This window comes from Microbulbifer sp. VAAF005 (assembly GCF_030012985.1).
In the GTDB taxonomy this organism is placed as follows: domain Bacteria; phylum Pseudomonadota; class Gammaproteobacteria; order Pseudomonadales; family Cellvibrionaceae; genus Microbulbifer.
Genome location: NZ_CP120233.1, coordinates 3130740 through 3145930, shown reverse-complemented (window position 1 = coordinate 3145930; position 15191 = coordinate 3130740). Strand labels below are relative to the sequence as shown.

Annotated in this window: 11 protein-coding genes and 1 pseudogene; 6 read left to right on the top strand and 6 right to left on the bottom strand. The window is 52.4% G+C overall.

Annotated features, from left to right (window positions below; translation table 11 throughout):
- Positions 1 to 430: 430 nt before the first annotated feature.
- The 5 genes and pseudogenes from mnmE to rpmH all read right to left on the bottom strand — a co-directional run bounded on the left by mnmE (position 431) and on the right by rpmH (position 4345).
- Positions 431 to 1807, bottom strand: coding sequence for a tRNA uridine-5-carboxymethylaminomethyl(34) synthesis GTPase MnmE (mnmE, locus tag P0078_RS13980; protein ID WP_282930566.1), 1377 nt, complete (start codon positions 1805 to 1807; stop codon positions 431 to 433).
- Positions 1808 to 1886: 79 nt separating this feature from the next.
- Positions 1887 to 3556 (bottom strand): annotated as a pseudogene (yidC, locus tag P0078_RS13975) (membrane protein insertase YidC).
- 8 nt (positions 3557 to 3564) lie between these two features.
- Positions 3565 to 3798, bottom strand: a complete 234-nt coding sequence (gene yidD, locus P0078_RS13970) for a membrane protein insertion efficiency factor YidD (protein WP_108735100.1) — start codon at positions 3796 to 3798, stop codon at positions 3565 to 3567.
- Positions 3795 to 4181 carry a ribonuclease P protein component gene (gene rnpA, locus P0078_RS13965; protein WP_282930565.1) on the bottom strand — a complete coding sequence of 129 codons (387 nt, stop codon included), beginning with the start codon at positions 4179 to 4181 and terminating at the stop codon, positions 3795 to 3797. Before rnpA ends, yidD begins: the two co-directional genes overlap by 4 nt.
- Before the next feature lie 29 nt (positions 4182 to 4210).
- Positions 4211 to 4345 carry a 50S ribosomal protein L34 gene (gene rpmH / locus P0078_RS13960; RefSeq protein WP_020413885.1) on the bottom strand — a complete coding sequence of 45 codons (135 nt, stop codon included), beginning with the start codon at positions 4343 to 4345 and terminating at the stop codon, positions 4211 to 4213.
- Between the two features lie 511 nt (positions 4346 to 4856).
- Here rpmH and dnaA point away from each other — a divergent pair.
- The 5 genes from dnaA to P0078_RS13935 all read left to right on the top strand — a co-directional run bounded on the left by dnaA (position 4857) and on the right by P0078_RS13935 (position 13395).
- Complete coding sequence (gene dnaA, locus P0078_RS13955) at positions 4857 to 6500, top strand: chromosomal replication initiator protein DnaA (RefSeq protein WP_282930564.1); 1644 nt, start codon at positions 4857 to 4859, stop codon at positions 6498 to 6500.
- A gap of 33 nt (positions 6501 to 6533) precedes the next feature.
- Positions 6534 to 7640 carry a DNA polymerase III subunit beta gene (gene dnaN, locus P0078_RS13950; protein ID WP_108731194.1) on the top strand — a complete coding sequence of 369 codons (1107 nt, stop codon included), beginning with the start codon at positions 6534 to 6536 and terminating at the stop codon, positions 7638 to 7640.
- A gap of 117 nt (positions 7641 to 7757) precedes the next feature.
- Positions 7758 to 8864, top strand: a complete 1107-nt coding sequence (gene recF, locus P0078_RS13945; RefSeq protein WP_282930563.1) for a DNA replication/repair protein RecF — start codon at positions 7758 to 7760, stop codon at positions 8862 to 8864.
- 18 nt (positions 8865 to 8882) lie between these two features.
- Positions 8883 to 11303 carry a DNA topoisomerase (ATP-hydrolyzing) subunit B gene (gyrB, locus tag P0078_RS13940; protein ID WP_282930562.1) on the top strand — a complete coding sequence of 807 codons (2421 nt, stop codon included), beginning with the start codon at positions 8883 to 8885 and terminating at the stop codon, positions 11301 to 11303.
- Positions 11304 to 11613: 310 nt separating this feature from the next.
- Positions 11614 to 13395, top strand: coding sequence for a hypothetical protein (locus tag P0078_RS13935; protein WP_282930561.1), 1782 nt, complete (start codon positions 11614 to 11616; stop codon positions 13393 to 13395).
- Positions 13396 to 13646: 251 nt separating this feature from the next.
- Here the strand turns inward: P0078_RS13935 and P0078_RS13930 are convergent, their stop codons facing one another.
- Positions 13647 to 14540 (bottom strand): LysR family transcriptional regulator, encoded by an 894-nt coding sequence (locus P0078_RS13930; RefSeq protein WP_282930560.1) that lies wholly within the window; start codon positions 14538 to 14540, stop codon positions 13647 to 13649.
- A 96-nt stretch (positions 14541 to 14636) separates the two neighbouring features.
- Here P0078_RS13930 and P0078_RS13925 point away from each other — a divergent pair, with 96 nt between their 5' ends.
- Positions 14637 to 15143, top strand: a complete 507-nt coding sequence (locus tag P0078_RS13925; protein ID WP_282930559.1) for an SRPBCC family protein — start codon at positions 14637 to 14639, stop codon at positions 15141 to 15143.
- Positions 15144 to 15191 lie beyond the last annotated feature (48 nt).

Genomic DNA, 15191 nt, shown 5'->3' with positions numbered 1-15191 from the left:
CGCAGGTGTTTATCCCCTTTTTTACTCACACCTGGCAATTTCAGGTTTTAGCTTGTGCGTAGAGGGTGATAAGACTTGGGGGTTAATTGTGCGTAAGAGTGAATATTGTATAAGTCTGTGAGTTTTGTTGCTGTATCTATGTGATTTATAGGTGATTGAAGCAAGTGAAAAGATATCCACGGGAAATCCCCGTGGACATGTATAACTCGATCGGCGCCATATCTTATTTTGCAGAGTTTTTTGCCAGATTTTTTCGCGAATCTATTTAATAAGATCGGGAAAAATTGGGGATTTAATTTACCCGCCCTGAAAGTCGGGGTTAAGCCTGTGTAAAAGAAGTGAGAAATATGTTGGGAAGCTGGAAGTAGAGAAGTGGGGGAGGATAAAGTAGCCTCCCCCTTGGGATAACTTGGAAGTTGGGATGGAGCGTTTACTTACCGATACAAAAACTGCCGAAGATCTTGCCGAGTAATTCATCGGCACTGACGGTGCCTGTAATTTCTCCCAGAGCCTGCTGGGCTTGGCGTAAGTCTTCGGCGAGCAGTTCGCCTGCACCGCTAGTGTGAAGTTGCCGCTGGCCCTGATGTATAAAAGCTTGTGCCCGGCCCAGTGCGTCCAGGTGTCGGCGCCTGGCACTGAATGTTCCCTCTCCAGCGCCGCTGAAACCAATACTCTGTTTTAAATGCTCTTTTAACGCATCGAGCCCGGCACCTGTTTTTGCACTGATGGCAATCACTGGCACGCCTTCAGTGTGTGCCTGAAGTCCAGCGCTGTAGTCGGTGAGGTCAATCTTGTTCAGTACTAATGTCAGTTTGTTGAGATCTCTCAGCTGACTGGTAAATTCTGGCCAAACTTGTGTGGGATCCAGGGAGTGGAGCTGCTCTGCATCCATGACAAGTAGTACCCGATCTGCGCCGTGGATTTCCTCCCAGGCGCGTTCGATACCAATTTGTTCAACTCTATCCGGAGCATCCCTTAATCCCGCAGTATCGGCAAACTGGAGGGGCATACCGTCGATATGAATATGTTCACGCAGGATATCCCGAGTGGTACCGGCGATATCGGTGACAATAGCGGCGTCGTGTCCGGCCAGTGTGTTGAGCAGGCTGGATTTCCCTGCATTGGGGCGGCCTGCGATAGCAACTCGCATTCCCTCGCGCATTATCGCACCCTGACGCGCCTGGGCTTCCACACCCACCATTTGTGCCAATAGGGTTTCTATATCAGCTGCCACTTTGCCATCGGCGAGGAAGTCAATTTCCTCTTCGGGGAAATCAATGGCGGCCTCCACGTAGATACGCAGGTGGGTGAGGTTTTCCACCAGGTCTTCGATTTTCTCGGAAAACGCGCCCTGTAGTGAACGCATGGCATTTCGCGCTGCCTGGGCACTGCCGGCGTCGATTAAATCGGCGATCGCTTCGGCCTGAGTTAAATCCATTTTGTCGTTGAGGAAAGCCCGCTCGGAAAATTCTCCGGGGCGGGCTTGTCGAGCGCCCAATTCGATAGCGGCTTGAAGTAGCTGATCGAGAATTACCGGACCGCCGTGTCCCTGGAGCTCCACCACATCCTCCCCGGTAAAGGAGTTGGGGCCAGGGAAAAAGAGTGCCAATCCCTGATCGATTAACTGCTCTTTGTGGGTAAAGTTCCGGTAGTGGGCAGAGCGGGGCTGGAGGGATTTTTCCCCGCAGATTTGTTGGGCAATTTGCAGGGCTCTTGTGCCCGACAGTCGGATAACGCCGATACCGCCGCGCCCGGGCGCGGTGGCAACAGCGGCAATAGTGTCGCGATTGAGGCTTTCTTGTGTCATCGGCTGAGTTTACTCGACAGAACGGAAAAGGGCCGCATTTGCGGCCCTTGTTTATTGTGTTGCTGCAGATCGGTACTGGTTAGTACTTACCGGCATCCACCTGTTTATTGATATACCAGGTTTGCGCAATGGTAATCAGGTTGTTGGCGATCCAGTACAGAACCAGACCCGCTGGGAACCACAGGAAGAACACTGTCATCATCACCGGCATCAGCTGCATGATGCGGGCTTGGGTTGGGTCGGTGGGCGCCGGGTTCAGCTTTTGCATAAACCACATAGACAGGCCCATCAATACCGGCAGGATAAAGTAGGGGTCCTTCGCCGACAGATCGTGAATCCAGAAAATCCAGGGCGCGTGACGCAGCTCAACGGTTTCGGTGAGCATCCAGTAGAGCGCGATAAATACCGGCATCTGCAGCAGGATCGGCAGGCAGCCACCCATCGGATTGATCTTCTCGCGGCGGTAGAGCTTCATGGTCTCTTCCGCCAGTTTTTGCCGGTTATCCTTGTACTGCTCCTGCAGCTTTTTCATCTGCGGCGCAAACTTGCGCATACGCGCCATGGACTTGGTGCCAGCGGCGGACAGTGGCAGAAGCAGCGTCTTGATAAATACGGTGAGCAGGATGATCGCCCAGCCCCAGTTGCTGACAATATGCTCCTGGATAAAGTGCAGGACACCGAACAGCGGTTTGGCGATCCACCAGAGCCAGCCGTAGTCGACGGTCAGATCGAGGCCGGGGGAGATTTCTTCCAGACGGTAGACATCTTTCGGGCCAGCGTAGAAAGAAGCGCTCAGCTCGCCTTGGGTGGCAGCGGGGATTTGCACTTGAGGTGCGGTAAAGCCCATGCGGAAGAGGCCGTTGGATAGCTCCTTCAATTCAAAAGTATTGCGCTCGTCCTGGGGGGAATCCAGGCACTGATAAAGTAGTGCTGAACCATAGCTACCCAGCCACCTTCGATGGTTTCGCGGGTGGGGCTTTCAGCAATCTCCTCGAAGTCCTGCTTGAAGTAGTTCTTTTCGTTGGTGCGGATGGCAGCGCCGAGGAAAGGCGACATACCGAAACCGGTGTCGGTTGCGGGTTCACTGGCATCGCGCTTAATCTGACCAAACATGGCCGCGGACCAGGGTTTGTCACTGGTGTTATCCACCAGGTAGGCCACTTGGATCAGGTAGTCTCCACGCTTGAAGGTGAAGCGCTTGGTGATATTGGCGCCTTCCTGTTGCAGAGTCAGGTCTACTATCAGGGTATCGTCGCCCTCAACCATCGCATATTCGGTTTTTGCCACCTTGAAAACCGGGCGGCCAGCGGCGCTGTCGGTCCCATTTTTACCGATAAGGCCACTTTGGGCAATATAGGTATGGTTGCGGGTCTGGTTCAACAGGATCAGGGGTTGGTCCGGGGTATCCAACTTCTCTTGCTGTTTGCGCAGCGCCACTTTGACGATATCGCCGCCACGAGGATTGATGAGCAGATCAAAAACGTCGGTGGTGACACTGATCAGCTTGCTCTCAGTACTGCTGCCTTCATCGGAAGCGGGCACCTGGGAACGAAGTTGGGGAACATCACTGTCGCCGGTGCTCGCGGGTGTTTCGGCGGGTATTTGGCTGACAGTCTCGCCGCCAGTCTGCACGACGGTTTCGCGGTCGAGTTCAGGAGTGTGTTGCTCTTGAAATGCGTTCCACTGGAAGATAAGTGCCAGGAGAACCGCGAGAATTCCGCCGAGCAGCGTATAGCGTTGCCAATCCATCTTGTTACCTAGAGCGTGTTCTTGTGTCTGGTGGGGGGAACCGGGTCCAATCCACCAGGGTGCCAGGGGTGGCATTTTATAAGGCGGCGCAGAGTTAAATAACCCCCTTTTATCGCTCCATGAGTTTCAATGGCCTCTTCAGAGTACCGGGAGCAGGTGGGGTAGAAGCGACATTGGTTGCCTACCCAGGGGCTGGCCAGGTAGCGGTATACATGGATCAGCTTGATCAGTATCCACTTCATGGTTGGGGTTGCGGCTGTCGAGCCCGCTTGGCCAGTTTACGCCAGAGTTTATTCAGTAGTTTCGCCAACTCGGCCTTATCCAGATCTGCGACCCCAGGGCGCGCGAGCACCACGGCATCCAGCGGCGGCAAATCATATTGCTGCAGACGGAAGGTTTCCCGGGTTATACGCTTGATTTGATTGCGGTCGGAGGCGTTGCGTACATGCTTTTTAGCAATAACGAGGCCGAGACGCGGGTGTTCCAAGGAGTTGGGACGGGCGAGGATCAACAGATGAGGGTGTGCGGCGCGCACCTGGTTTTCATTGAATACCAAGCGATACTGCGCCGCATTAAGCAGGCGCAGCGTCTTGGCAAATCCGAAGCTGCTGCGCACCTGCTGCATAAAGAGATATCTCTAAAAGGGAAGAGATCTTATGCAGACAGTACTTTGCGGCCTTTAGCGCGACGGCGGGCCAGAATCTTACGGCCGTTTTTGGTTGCCATGCGAGCGCGGAAACCGTGAGTGCGCTTGCGCTTCAAGTTGCTTGGTTGAAATGTGCGTTTCATAGTCTTGCTACCTGAGACTTTGTGTTCAAAATTTCTCGGGACCTTTCCCGGCCGCGGCCTGGACTCCGGTCCGGCACAAAGCCGGTGCAGACGGAGCTACGCGCTGCGAAGGCCGCGGATTGTATAGAAAGCCAGCAGCGAAAGCAACGCGCTAATCAGGGAAATTCTTTTTATTGGTGCGCGAGTTTACTGTAATTTTTTACGCCAACTAGACAAGTCGTTGAGTCATCAGGGGTATCTCTGAATGCCCACTGATTGACCCCAAGATACCCACAGCTTCCTGTGGATAACTTTCGAAGGGTTTCCACCTCAATTGTCTAATTGTTGTGCAAATCCTTGATTGTGTGGATCTTTTTGCGCAGTTTTTTCAACAGATGCAGTCTTTCTTGTGGATAACCTAAAGGTGGAAAGGTATACTGCGCCGATCTTATTTGACGGTCCCGGGTGATTTCTAATCCGGCCTTGCCGTCTCTCCTTGGTCTTACCATTTTGGGGTTTTTTGGGGGGTTTCTTGACTGAATCCGTATGGAAGCAGTGCGCGAGCTGTTTACAGGACGAGCTGCCGTCTCAGCAGTTCAATACCTGGATCAGGCCGTTGCGCGTCAATCCCGTTAGTGCGGAGGGCGAGTTGCGCCTGATCGCTCCGAACCGCTTTGTGTTGGACTGGGTTGGCAATAAATTCCTGAACCGCATTCGCGAGTTGGTGCAACAGTTTGCACCGGGGCGCCCTCTGCAAGTGGCGCTTGAGATTACCGCTCGCCGGCCGGCTCGCTTCCAGCGCGGCCATGTAACAAATAATGCCCCTCCGACACCGACACCGACACCGGTACCGACACCTGCGCCATCGGCGCCAACTCCGCCACCACCTCCAGTCCAGCCGGCAGTAGTACCGCCACAGGTATCTGTACCACCTGTTGCCACTGCGCCACCTCCGGTGACTTCACCGCTGGGGTCTGGGTTTGGTGCCAGCAGGCCGGTGCCTCATCCCGCGATGGCTGAGGAGGTGACTGCCGAGCAAATGACGACAGGCGAACTGGCCCTGACAGATCTGCGACCACCGGCTATGAATGGTATGGCTCGCTCCGTACCGGAGCAGCCGGCCAGGCAGGTTGAGGTGGAGGGGGCCATCAAGCACGGTAGCTCACTCAATCGCAACTTTACTTTCAAATCCTTTGTTGAAGGTAAGTCCAACCAGCTGGGCCTCGCTGCGGCACAACAGATTTCTGACAATCCGGGCGGCGCCTACAATCCCCTCTTTATATATGGGGGCGTGGGTCTGGGGAAAACTCACTTGATGCACGCAGTTGGCAACGCACTGCTGGAACGCAACCCCAATGCTAAGGTGGTGTATTTGCACTCCGAGCGCTTTGTTGCAGATATGGTGAAAGCGCTACAGCTGAATGCCATCAGCGACTTTAAGCGCTATTACCGGTCTGTTGACGCCCTTTTGATTGATGATATCCAGTTTTTTGCCGGTAAGGAGCGCTCTCAGGAGGAGTTTTTCCATACCTTCAATGCCCTGCTGGAGGGTGGTCAACAGATTATCCTAACCTGTGATCGCTATCCGAAAGAGATCGACGGATTGGAAGAGCGCTTGAAATCCCGCTTTGGCTGGGGATTAACGGTGGCTGTAGAGCCTCCGGAGCTCGAGACCCGTGTAGCTATTTTGATGAAGAAGGCCGAGCAGGTGGGTGTGGATTTACCTCACGACTCCGCTTTCTTTATTGCGCAGCGTATTCGCTCCAATGTGCGGGAGCTCGAGGGTGCACTGCGCCGCGTAATTGCCAATTCGCAATTTACCGGTCGCGCTATTGACGATGTCCTTGTGCGCGAAGCACTAAAAGACCTGTTGGCCCTACAGGATCGACTGGTCAGTGTGGATAATATCCAGCGGGTTGTCGCTGAATACTACAAAATTAAGGTGGCGGATTTGCTCTCCAAGCGGCGCAGTCGCTCGGTGGCCCGTCCCCGCCAAGTCGCTATGTCCCTGGCCAAGGAGCTGACCAATCACAGCTTGCCGGAGATCGGCGATGCCTTCGGTGGTCGCGACCACACAACAGTACTGCATGCCTGCCGCAAAATACGTGAGTTGCAGGAGTCCGACGCGGATATTCGCGAGGACGTTAAGTTGCTGACACGGTCGCTGACCACTTAATCGAATAACTGACAAAACAAGGCGAAACTACCGATGAAATTCAATGTGAGCCGGGACGCCCTTCTGAAGCCGTTACAACTGGTGGCCGGTGTTGTTGAGAAACGCCAAACACTGCCAGTCCTGGCCAATGTGTTGATGCAGTTACAGGGCCAGGAACTCTCCCTGACCGGTACTGACCTGGAAGTGGAAATTGTCGGCCGTCTCGGTGTAGACGGTGTAGAAATGGAGGGCGAGGTGACTGTTCCCGCACGCAAGCTGCTGGATATCTGTCGCTCTCTGCCCGATGGTGCTGAACTAAAGTTTGAGCGCGATGGCGAGCGCCTGATACTGCGCAGTGGCCGCAGCCGTTTTCAGCTGTCGACTCTGCCCGCAGCGGACTTCCCGAACCAGGAAGAGGCCAGTGCACAGACTCGTTTCGATATCTCCCAGCGCGAGATCCGCCGCCTGATAGAAGCCACCAGTTTTGCTATGGCTCAGCAGGATGTGCGCTATTACCTGAATGGTTTACTGCTAGAGTGTCGCCCGCAGCAGCTGCGCGCGGTTGCTACTGATGGCCACCGCTTGGCGCTTTGCGATCGCGATGCCCCCGGCTTGGATGTCGCCACGCCTATCCAGGCTATTGTGCCGCGCAAAGGCGTACTTGAGCTGGGTCGTTTGCTTGAAGACAGCGATGCACAGGCACAGGTAGTGCTGGGTAACAACCATATTCGTGTGGTTAGTGGTCAGTTTACTTTCACCTCTAAATTGGTAGACGGAAAATTCCCTGACTACGAGCGCGTATTGCCGCGAGGCGCGGGCAATGTGGTCTATGCGGATCGCCAGGGGTTGCGCCAAGCTTTCTCCCGAGCGGCGATTCTCTCCAACGAGAAATACCGTGGGGTGCGCCTTCAGGTTTCTGAGGGGCTGCTGCAAATTGTTGCCAACAACCCGGAGCAGGAAGAGGCGGAAGAGCAGATGATGGTGGATTACGTAGGTGAGCCAATGGAGATTGGTTTTAACGTTTCCTATCTGCTGGACGTCACTGGTGCTATTCACAGTGACCAGATCCGTATCAGTCTAGCGGATGCCAATAGCAGCGCATTGCTGCAGCAACCTGAAGAAGGTGATGCACTGTACGTGATTATGCCTATGCGCCTGTAAGGCAGCCCACCCATTGCTCTTTTCTGAATGGATTGAGGCTACCTCCCCGCTCGGTGGGGTAGCCGATAAACAAAGCGATGCCTGTGCATCGCGCTCTTCACTCTGGGGGAGGTGTCTGTGGCGCTGACCCGTCTTCTCTTATCTAATTTTCGAAATATCTGCTCTGCCGATCTCAAACTGGGTCCTGGCGTTAATGTGTTTTGTGGTGCGAATGGCAGTGGCAAGACTTCACTGTTAGAGGCGGTACATATGCTGGCAACCGGTCGTTCCTTTCGCTCTCGCCAGCATAAATCGGTTATTCAGCATGATACTGGTGGGCTTACGGTTTTTGCCCAGCTCGATACAGGTCTTAACTTGGGGGTAGAGCGCCTCGCAGATGGCTCGGGCCGAATCAGGGTTAACCAGGCTCCAGCGGAATCCAGCTCACAGCTTGCTAGTTGCCTGCCACTTCAATTGATAAACAGTGAAAGTTTTTCCGCACTTGATGGTGGCCCCGGCGTTCGGCGTCGGTTGCTGGATTGGACAGTGTTCCACGTGGAACATTTATTTGCCCAGGAGTGGAAAAATTATCAAATCGCACTGCGGCAGCGAAATGCTCTCCTGCGTCGTGGTAAAATCGATGAGGCCAGCATCGGCGTATGGGAAGAGCAGTTGGCCCTTAGTGGCGATCGTGTAAACGATCTGCGATTAGCTCAGTTTTCTCAATTGCAGTCTGCCGTTTCACAACTGCTTGGTGAGTTACCACAGAGCCTATTGAGCCGTGTCGATATGAGTTACCGTCGTGGTTGGCGTAAAGAAGTTGACCTGCGTAGCGCTCTATCTGAATCACGGGAATCGGATGTTTCACAGGGACATACGCGTATTGGTCCCCATAGGGCGGATATTCGTTTTAGCGTAGCCGGTGAGTCGGCCCACAATATCCTATCTCGCGGCCAACAGAAGATGTTGGTGTGTGCAATGCGCACGGCCATGGCGGAGGTAGTCTGTAGGCAGGGAGATATGCCAGTATTCCTGGTAGATGACTTGCCGGCAGAGCTGGATAACAGTAACCAACAGATTTTTGCGCATTGGGTTGGGCGTTGTGCCAGCCAGGTGCTTGTAACCGGAATTGAGGAGGGCACTACAAGCCGCCCCTGGCGGCAACTAGATGCCCCTTGGAATTGCCCGAAAGTGTTCCACGTGGAACATGGGAAGATCAGTGCCGAAGCTTCGGCCGCACAATAAGTTTAATGGAGCGAATAAATGTCAGAGCAGCAAAGCTATGACTCAAGCAGTATCAAGGTATTAAAAGGCCTGGATGCGGTGCGCAAGCGCCCCGGAATGTATATTGGTGATACCGACGATGGCACCGGTCTGCACCACATGGTATTCGAGGTGGTCGACAACTCCATCGATGAAGCGCTGGCCGGCCACTGTGATGAGATCCGTGTAACCATCCATCCGGATGAGTCCATTTCCGTATCGGACAATGGCCGTGGTATCCCGACAGAGATTCACCCGGAAGAGGGGGTTTCTGCAGCAGAAGTGATTATGACCGTCCTTCACGCGGGCGGTAAATTTGATGACAACACCTACAAGGTCTCCGGCGGTTTGCACGGGGTAGGGGTATCGGTGGTAAACGCTCTGTCCAAGGAGCTGAAGCTGACTATCCGTCGCGGTGGCAAGATCCACGAGCAGACCTACCACCACGGTGTGCCCCAGGCACCTCTGGAAGTTGTGGGTGACAGCGATGCCACCGGCACCACGGTGCACTTCAAACCCTCAGAGGACACCTTCAGCAATATCGAATTCCATTTCGACGTGCTGGCCAAGCGCCTGCGCGAGCTGTCCTTCTTGAACTCCGGTGTGCGTATTGTCCTGAAGGACGAGCGCAGCGGTAAGGAAGAGGTCTATGAATACGAAGGTGGTTTGAGTGCCTTTGTGGAGTTCCTCAACCAGAACAAAACCCCGATTAACAAGGTTCTGCACTTCCAGAGCCAGCGTGAAGACGGCATTGCAGTAGAGGTGGCATTACAGTGGAACGATAGCTTCCAGGAAAGCATCTTCTGCTACACCAACAATATTCCCCAACGCGACGGCGGTACCCACCTGGCGGGCTTTCGTGCAGCCCTGACCCGTGGCCTGAACAGCTATATCGAGCGGGAAGGCCTGGGCAAGAAAGACAAGGTGAACACCACTGGCGATGACGCAAGGGAAGGTCTCACCGCGATTATCTCTGTGAAGGTACCGGACCCGAAATTCTCCTCCCAGACCAAGGACAAGCTGGTTTCATCCGAAGTGAAACCCGCTGTAGAGCAGGAGATGGGCCACCACTTTACAGACTACCTGATGGAGAACCCACAGGAAGCCAAATCTGTCGTCACTAAGATGATCGATGCGGCCAAAGCCCGTGAGGCGGCCCGCAAGGCCCGCGAAATGACTCGCCGCAAGGGAGCGTTAGATATTGCCGGCCTGCCCGGAAAACTGGCAGACTGCCAGCAAAAAGACCCGGCACTATCTGAAATTTACCTGGTGGAGGGTGACTCCGCCGGTGGTTCAGCCAAGCAGGGCCGCGATCGCCGCACCCAGGCGATCCTGCCGCTGAAGGGTAAGATCCTTAATGTGGAAAAAGCGCGCTTCGACAAAATGCTCTCCAGTGCCGAAGTGGGTACCCTGATTACCGCACTGGGCTGTGGCATCGGCAAGAGCGAGTTCAACCCGGACAAACTGCGTTACCACAGCATCATCATCATGACCGATGCTGACGTGGATGGAGCCCATATCCGTACCCTGTTGCTCACCTTCTTCTTCCGTCAGATGCCGGAGCTGATCGAGCGGGGCCACATCTACATCGCCCAGCCGCCGCTGTATAAGATCTCCAAGGGCAAACAGGAACAGTACCTGAAGGATGAGGGCGCTCTAACCCAGTTCCTCACCAACGCTGCCCTGGAAGGCGCCACTCTGTTTGTGAACCCGGACGCCCCTGGGCTTTCTGGCGCCTCCCTGGAGAGCCTGGTAGGCGAATACCGCAGCGTACTGGCGACAATCGACCGCCTGTCGCGTCTGTACCCCGAGGAAGTGCTGCGCAGCATGATCTACCTGCCCAACTTGTCTCAGGAAGACCTGCAGTCCCAGGAGAAAGTCGCAGCTTGGAGTGAGAAACTTCAGGAGAAACTCGGTGACGAAGAAAGTGGTGGAACCCGTCGTCACGAAGTGACGGTTCAGGAGAACACCGAGCGCGGCCTATTCCTGCCCCATATCCATATCGTGGCCCACGGTGTTGGCAGTGACTACCTGATTAACCACGAGTTCTTCGATTCCGCCGAGTACGCGTCTATCTGCGCTCTGGGTGAGAAAATGGTGGGTCTATTGGAAGAGGGTGCCTTTATCCAGCGCGGCGAGAAGCTGCACCCTGTTGGCAGCTTCCCTGAAGTGATGGACTGGCTGATGGGCGAGAGTCGCAGAGGTTACGGTATCCAGCGCTATAAAGGACTGGGAGAAATGAACCCAGAGCAGCTTTGGGAAACCACCATGGACCCAGAGAGCCGCCGTATGCTGCAGGTAACCGTTGAAGATGCCATTGCCGCGGACCAGATCTTTACAACTCTGATGGGTGATCAGGTAGAGCCACGCCGTGACTTTATCGAGACCAACGCCTTGGCAGTAGAAAACCTCGACGTCTAATTGCCATTTTTCTGAAAATCCCACAGTAATTTCCCAAAAGGGGAATTACTGTGGGATTTTTTCCGTATAAAAATAACTTGCGACAAATTCGGTCTTTTTTTCTCCCCTATCAAAAGCGTCACGCCGATCCGTACCTGTTCTTCCTTTAAAGCCTGAAATTACTGACAAACAATCAAAGTAAACAGTAAAATTTTTAGTAAATTCTGGCCAAGCAATAATTTTGTTGTATTTTTAAAAAGAAAAAATTATAGGTAACCTTCCTACCTATCTATTTCTACGAAAAAATAAAATTAAACGGACCATAAGGCTTATGGGGAACCTAATCTCTTCTATTCTCGGCAATGCTCGTCGTTTTGTAGCTACTTGTGGTGTGATTGCACTAGCTTTATACGGTTGCACAAGCACGCAGAAATTAGTGAATTCCGAATGGTATGAGATCGAAACCGAGCATTTTCGGATCGTTACCAATGACAACCCCAAGCAAGTTGAAAAACTGGCAATAGACTTGGAACGATTTCGAATTTTCGCAAAACGATACATCAGGTATTCAGCAGATCAACAAAAGTTGACGATATACGCCCTGGATGATCGGCTCAGCTTTAAAGGAGTCAGCGGTAGTGAGTCGTCTAGAACTGTCATTGGACAATTCCATAATACTGCGTATGGGAGTTTTGCATTATTAAACCTAAACGGAAATCGCGTCCTTCCTGACAACCCGGCCCGTCAGACGTTGTTTCATGAATATACGCATTTTTTGACCTATAGCGGAAGCCAGCATCTCTACCCCTACTGGTTTAGTGAAGGTATTGCTGAAGTATTTTCCACGGTAGATTTTGAGGAAAATAAAAAGTACAGCTTCGGAAAAATACCTGTTGATCGAGCGATTAGTCTTACTCGAGCGAGAGAGTTACCACTGGATAAGCTGCTTTCAGCCACTCCTGGTTCACTGAATTCAAGGGATACCGGGGCACTTTATGCCAGTGGATGGATGTTAGCTCACTGGATGATTTTCGATAAAGCTAGAAATAAAGCCTTAAATGAATATTTGGAGGCTTTCAATGCTGGCGATGATCCAATTGCGGGCCTACCTGAAGCTCTGGGAATGACTTTTGAAGAACTCAATGAGCAGTATAAGAAATTGCCGAAAAGTCATTTCAATTATTACGAGGGAGAGCTTACCGATAATGGTGTTGTTGAGTCCCCCACCGTTAACCTGATGGAAAGTAGTACCGCAGTCGCAGAACTGGCCTACTTTATGGCAATTTCAGAGCAGGGTTCCGAAGCATTAGAGAGATATATTGCCTATGCAGATAAAAAGCAGGCTTCTAGCCCATCGTTAAAGTCCGCACTGGCCATTGCCTTGACAGGTGAAGGAAACTATTCCCGCGCTGAGGAAGTCTTGAACTCTATTCCGGCGCAGTACCAGGGAGAAACCTGGTATCTTGAAGCCCAGGCAAAAAATGAGTTATCGGCAGCCTTGGCGGAGGAGGGACACCCCAGTCCCAGAAACATGAAACGTATCCGGGATAAATATGTTCAATTGGTAAATGCCAATGGGGAAGTACCGGCGTACTGGCATGAACTGGCGATCACAATGCAAGTTTTGGGGTATCCCCGCCAGAAGTATACGGAAATGTTGGAGCAGGCGTATCTACGCGCACCGAGAGAAACAGGAATTGCTTGGTGGTATGTGCTGGAGCTTTACCTGGACCGAGATAAAGATCTTTTCGCAAAAGTCTCCCAACCGCTATTCATGCAAATTGCAGAAGAGGGCTCGCGGGCACAGTTGCAGTCGATGCTGGATGAGTTGGAGGAGGAAGAGGGATTGGAGTTCGAGCCTGAGATCAGTGGTTTGGGCCAACTAATGTCAACTTACAGGAAGTACTCAGGAAACAAGGCCCTGGCAATGGCTGTGGACTATCGTGGCGCATTTGTGGCCGGTTTTAACGAAGATGGTGGAAGCACCCAAGCTGAGGCGAGTCAAAGCGCTCTTCAGGCCTGTGAGGAACAGCGAAAGCAGTACCAGATAAGGGATCGCTGTGAACTCTACGCGGAAGGTGAAGTATTGGTGAATTCAACTACGAGGATGTAATTATCCAGTGGGCGTTAGGTAAGGCGCAAAGTAGGCTGTAATAGAGCTTGCTTTGCGACAATATTAAGCTTGGTGATGAGAGTGGATGAGCCGATTACCCCATTACCAAGTATCCACTCTGACAATCAGCTCCCAGAAAATTGGGTATTGGTCGGCAAAAATTATGGCCAAAAAGCGTGTAAATCAGTATTGAGTTATCACTAAAGCCACAATACATCCCATCACTTTTAGAAAAATATCAGTCGATGCAGTTAAGCCTTGCCTATTAACTTATCATTCAGGCGGCTAAACAACTTCACGATAAACTCCCTAAAAACCTTAAAACGCATAACATTGCGGTGCTCTGGGTTGGAGACTAGCCACAGTTCATGCAGGCTGGATGGAGCTGCCCCAGGGACCCGAACGACTCCTTCAGCACCATCTGCAAGAAAGCAGGGCAGCCTGGCCAGCCCCAGTCCACTCTTAACTGCCTCTAGCTGTATCAAACCGTGATTAATCTGGTGCTGATAAGGCATCTGTGGATAGGGCGTGTCTTTGGCCCAATTCAATGTGGCGTCATCGCCACTCCAGCCGAGCCAGTGGCCATCGTCAGGTACAGATTTCTCGATATACCTCGGAGAACCGTAACAGCAACTGGGTAGGTCGGCGAGCTTGCGAGCAACAAGTCGATCCGAAACATCGACGTCGCCTTTGGGGAGAATACGAAGTGCTATGTCGGCTTGGTGACTTTCCAAATCGAGAACGTGGCTAGTAACCAGTAGCTGTACGTTGATCTCTGGATACGTACGTGAGAAGTCATTTAGGTAGGGGATAATTAAGTGCGATGCGACTACATCCGGCATAGTGATACGAACTTCCCCGGAGAGCTGGTTACTCCCGCCCTGTAAATGCTTCTGCGCGGCATTTAGATACTGCTCTGCCGATTGGGCGTAGTCCAGCATCGCTTTACCATCCTCCGTCAGCTGATAGCCTTTGGAGCTGCGATAAAACAGCTTGGCCTGGAGCTTTTCCTCCAGGGCATCAATACGGCGAGAGACTGTGGAGTGGCTGACTTTAAAGTCGTCAGCAACGCTGCGAGCGCTCTTACTCCTGGCTACTGCGATAAAGAACTGGATATCTCCCCAATCTATGGACTCTTTATGCAACACACTGTCCTATTTTGCTGTATTCCGTTGCATATAGTGTCCAGTTAATCTGTCTCCCGTCAATAGCACTCCGTAGAGAAACCCAGGAGATCAGAGATGAAAGAAGCCCAAGTAAACCGAGAAATCGCAATTAACCGCCCAATTGATGAGGTCTGGAAAGTCCTCGCCGTTGATTTTGATACAGCTTACGAGTGGATGACGTTAATCCCTCACTCCTTCGCTAAGGAGGGAAAACCTGTTGAAAATGCGAGTGTAGAAGGCCGGGTTTGTGTGCTGACAAATAAGGGACCGTCGGGTCTTGTCGCAGATGAAACTATTACAAGGTTTGATGAGAAAAACTATGAACTGGATGTCTCGGTTGAAACCAAAAATACGCCACCGGGATTCCCCGTTAAAAAGAGTTTATCTCAATTTAAATTAAGCCCCTCTGTTGGTGGAGGCACAACAGTGAATTTCACTGCAAATATGGAGTTAAATGCTTTAGGAGGCGTGTTGAGTCCTGTGGTGAAGAAGATGACTGGCTCTCAATTTGAGCAAATGCTGAAGGACCTGAAAATTTACATGGAAAAAGGAGGTCATCTTGCAAAAGGGGCAGTTGCCTAGCCTATCGCATGATAAGTAATTTAAGGACTCTTCTGGATTTACGCGGAA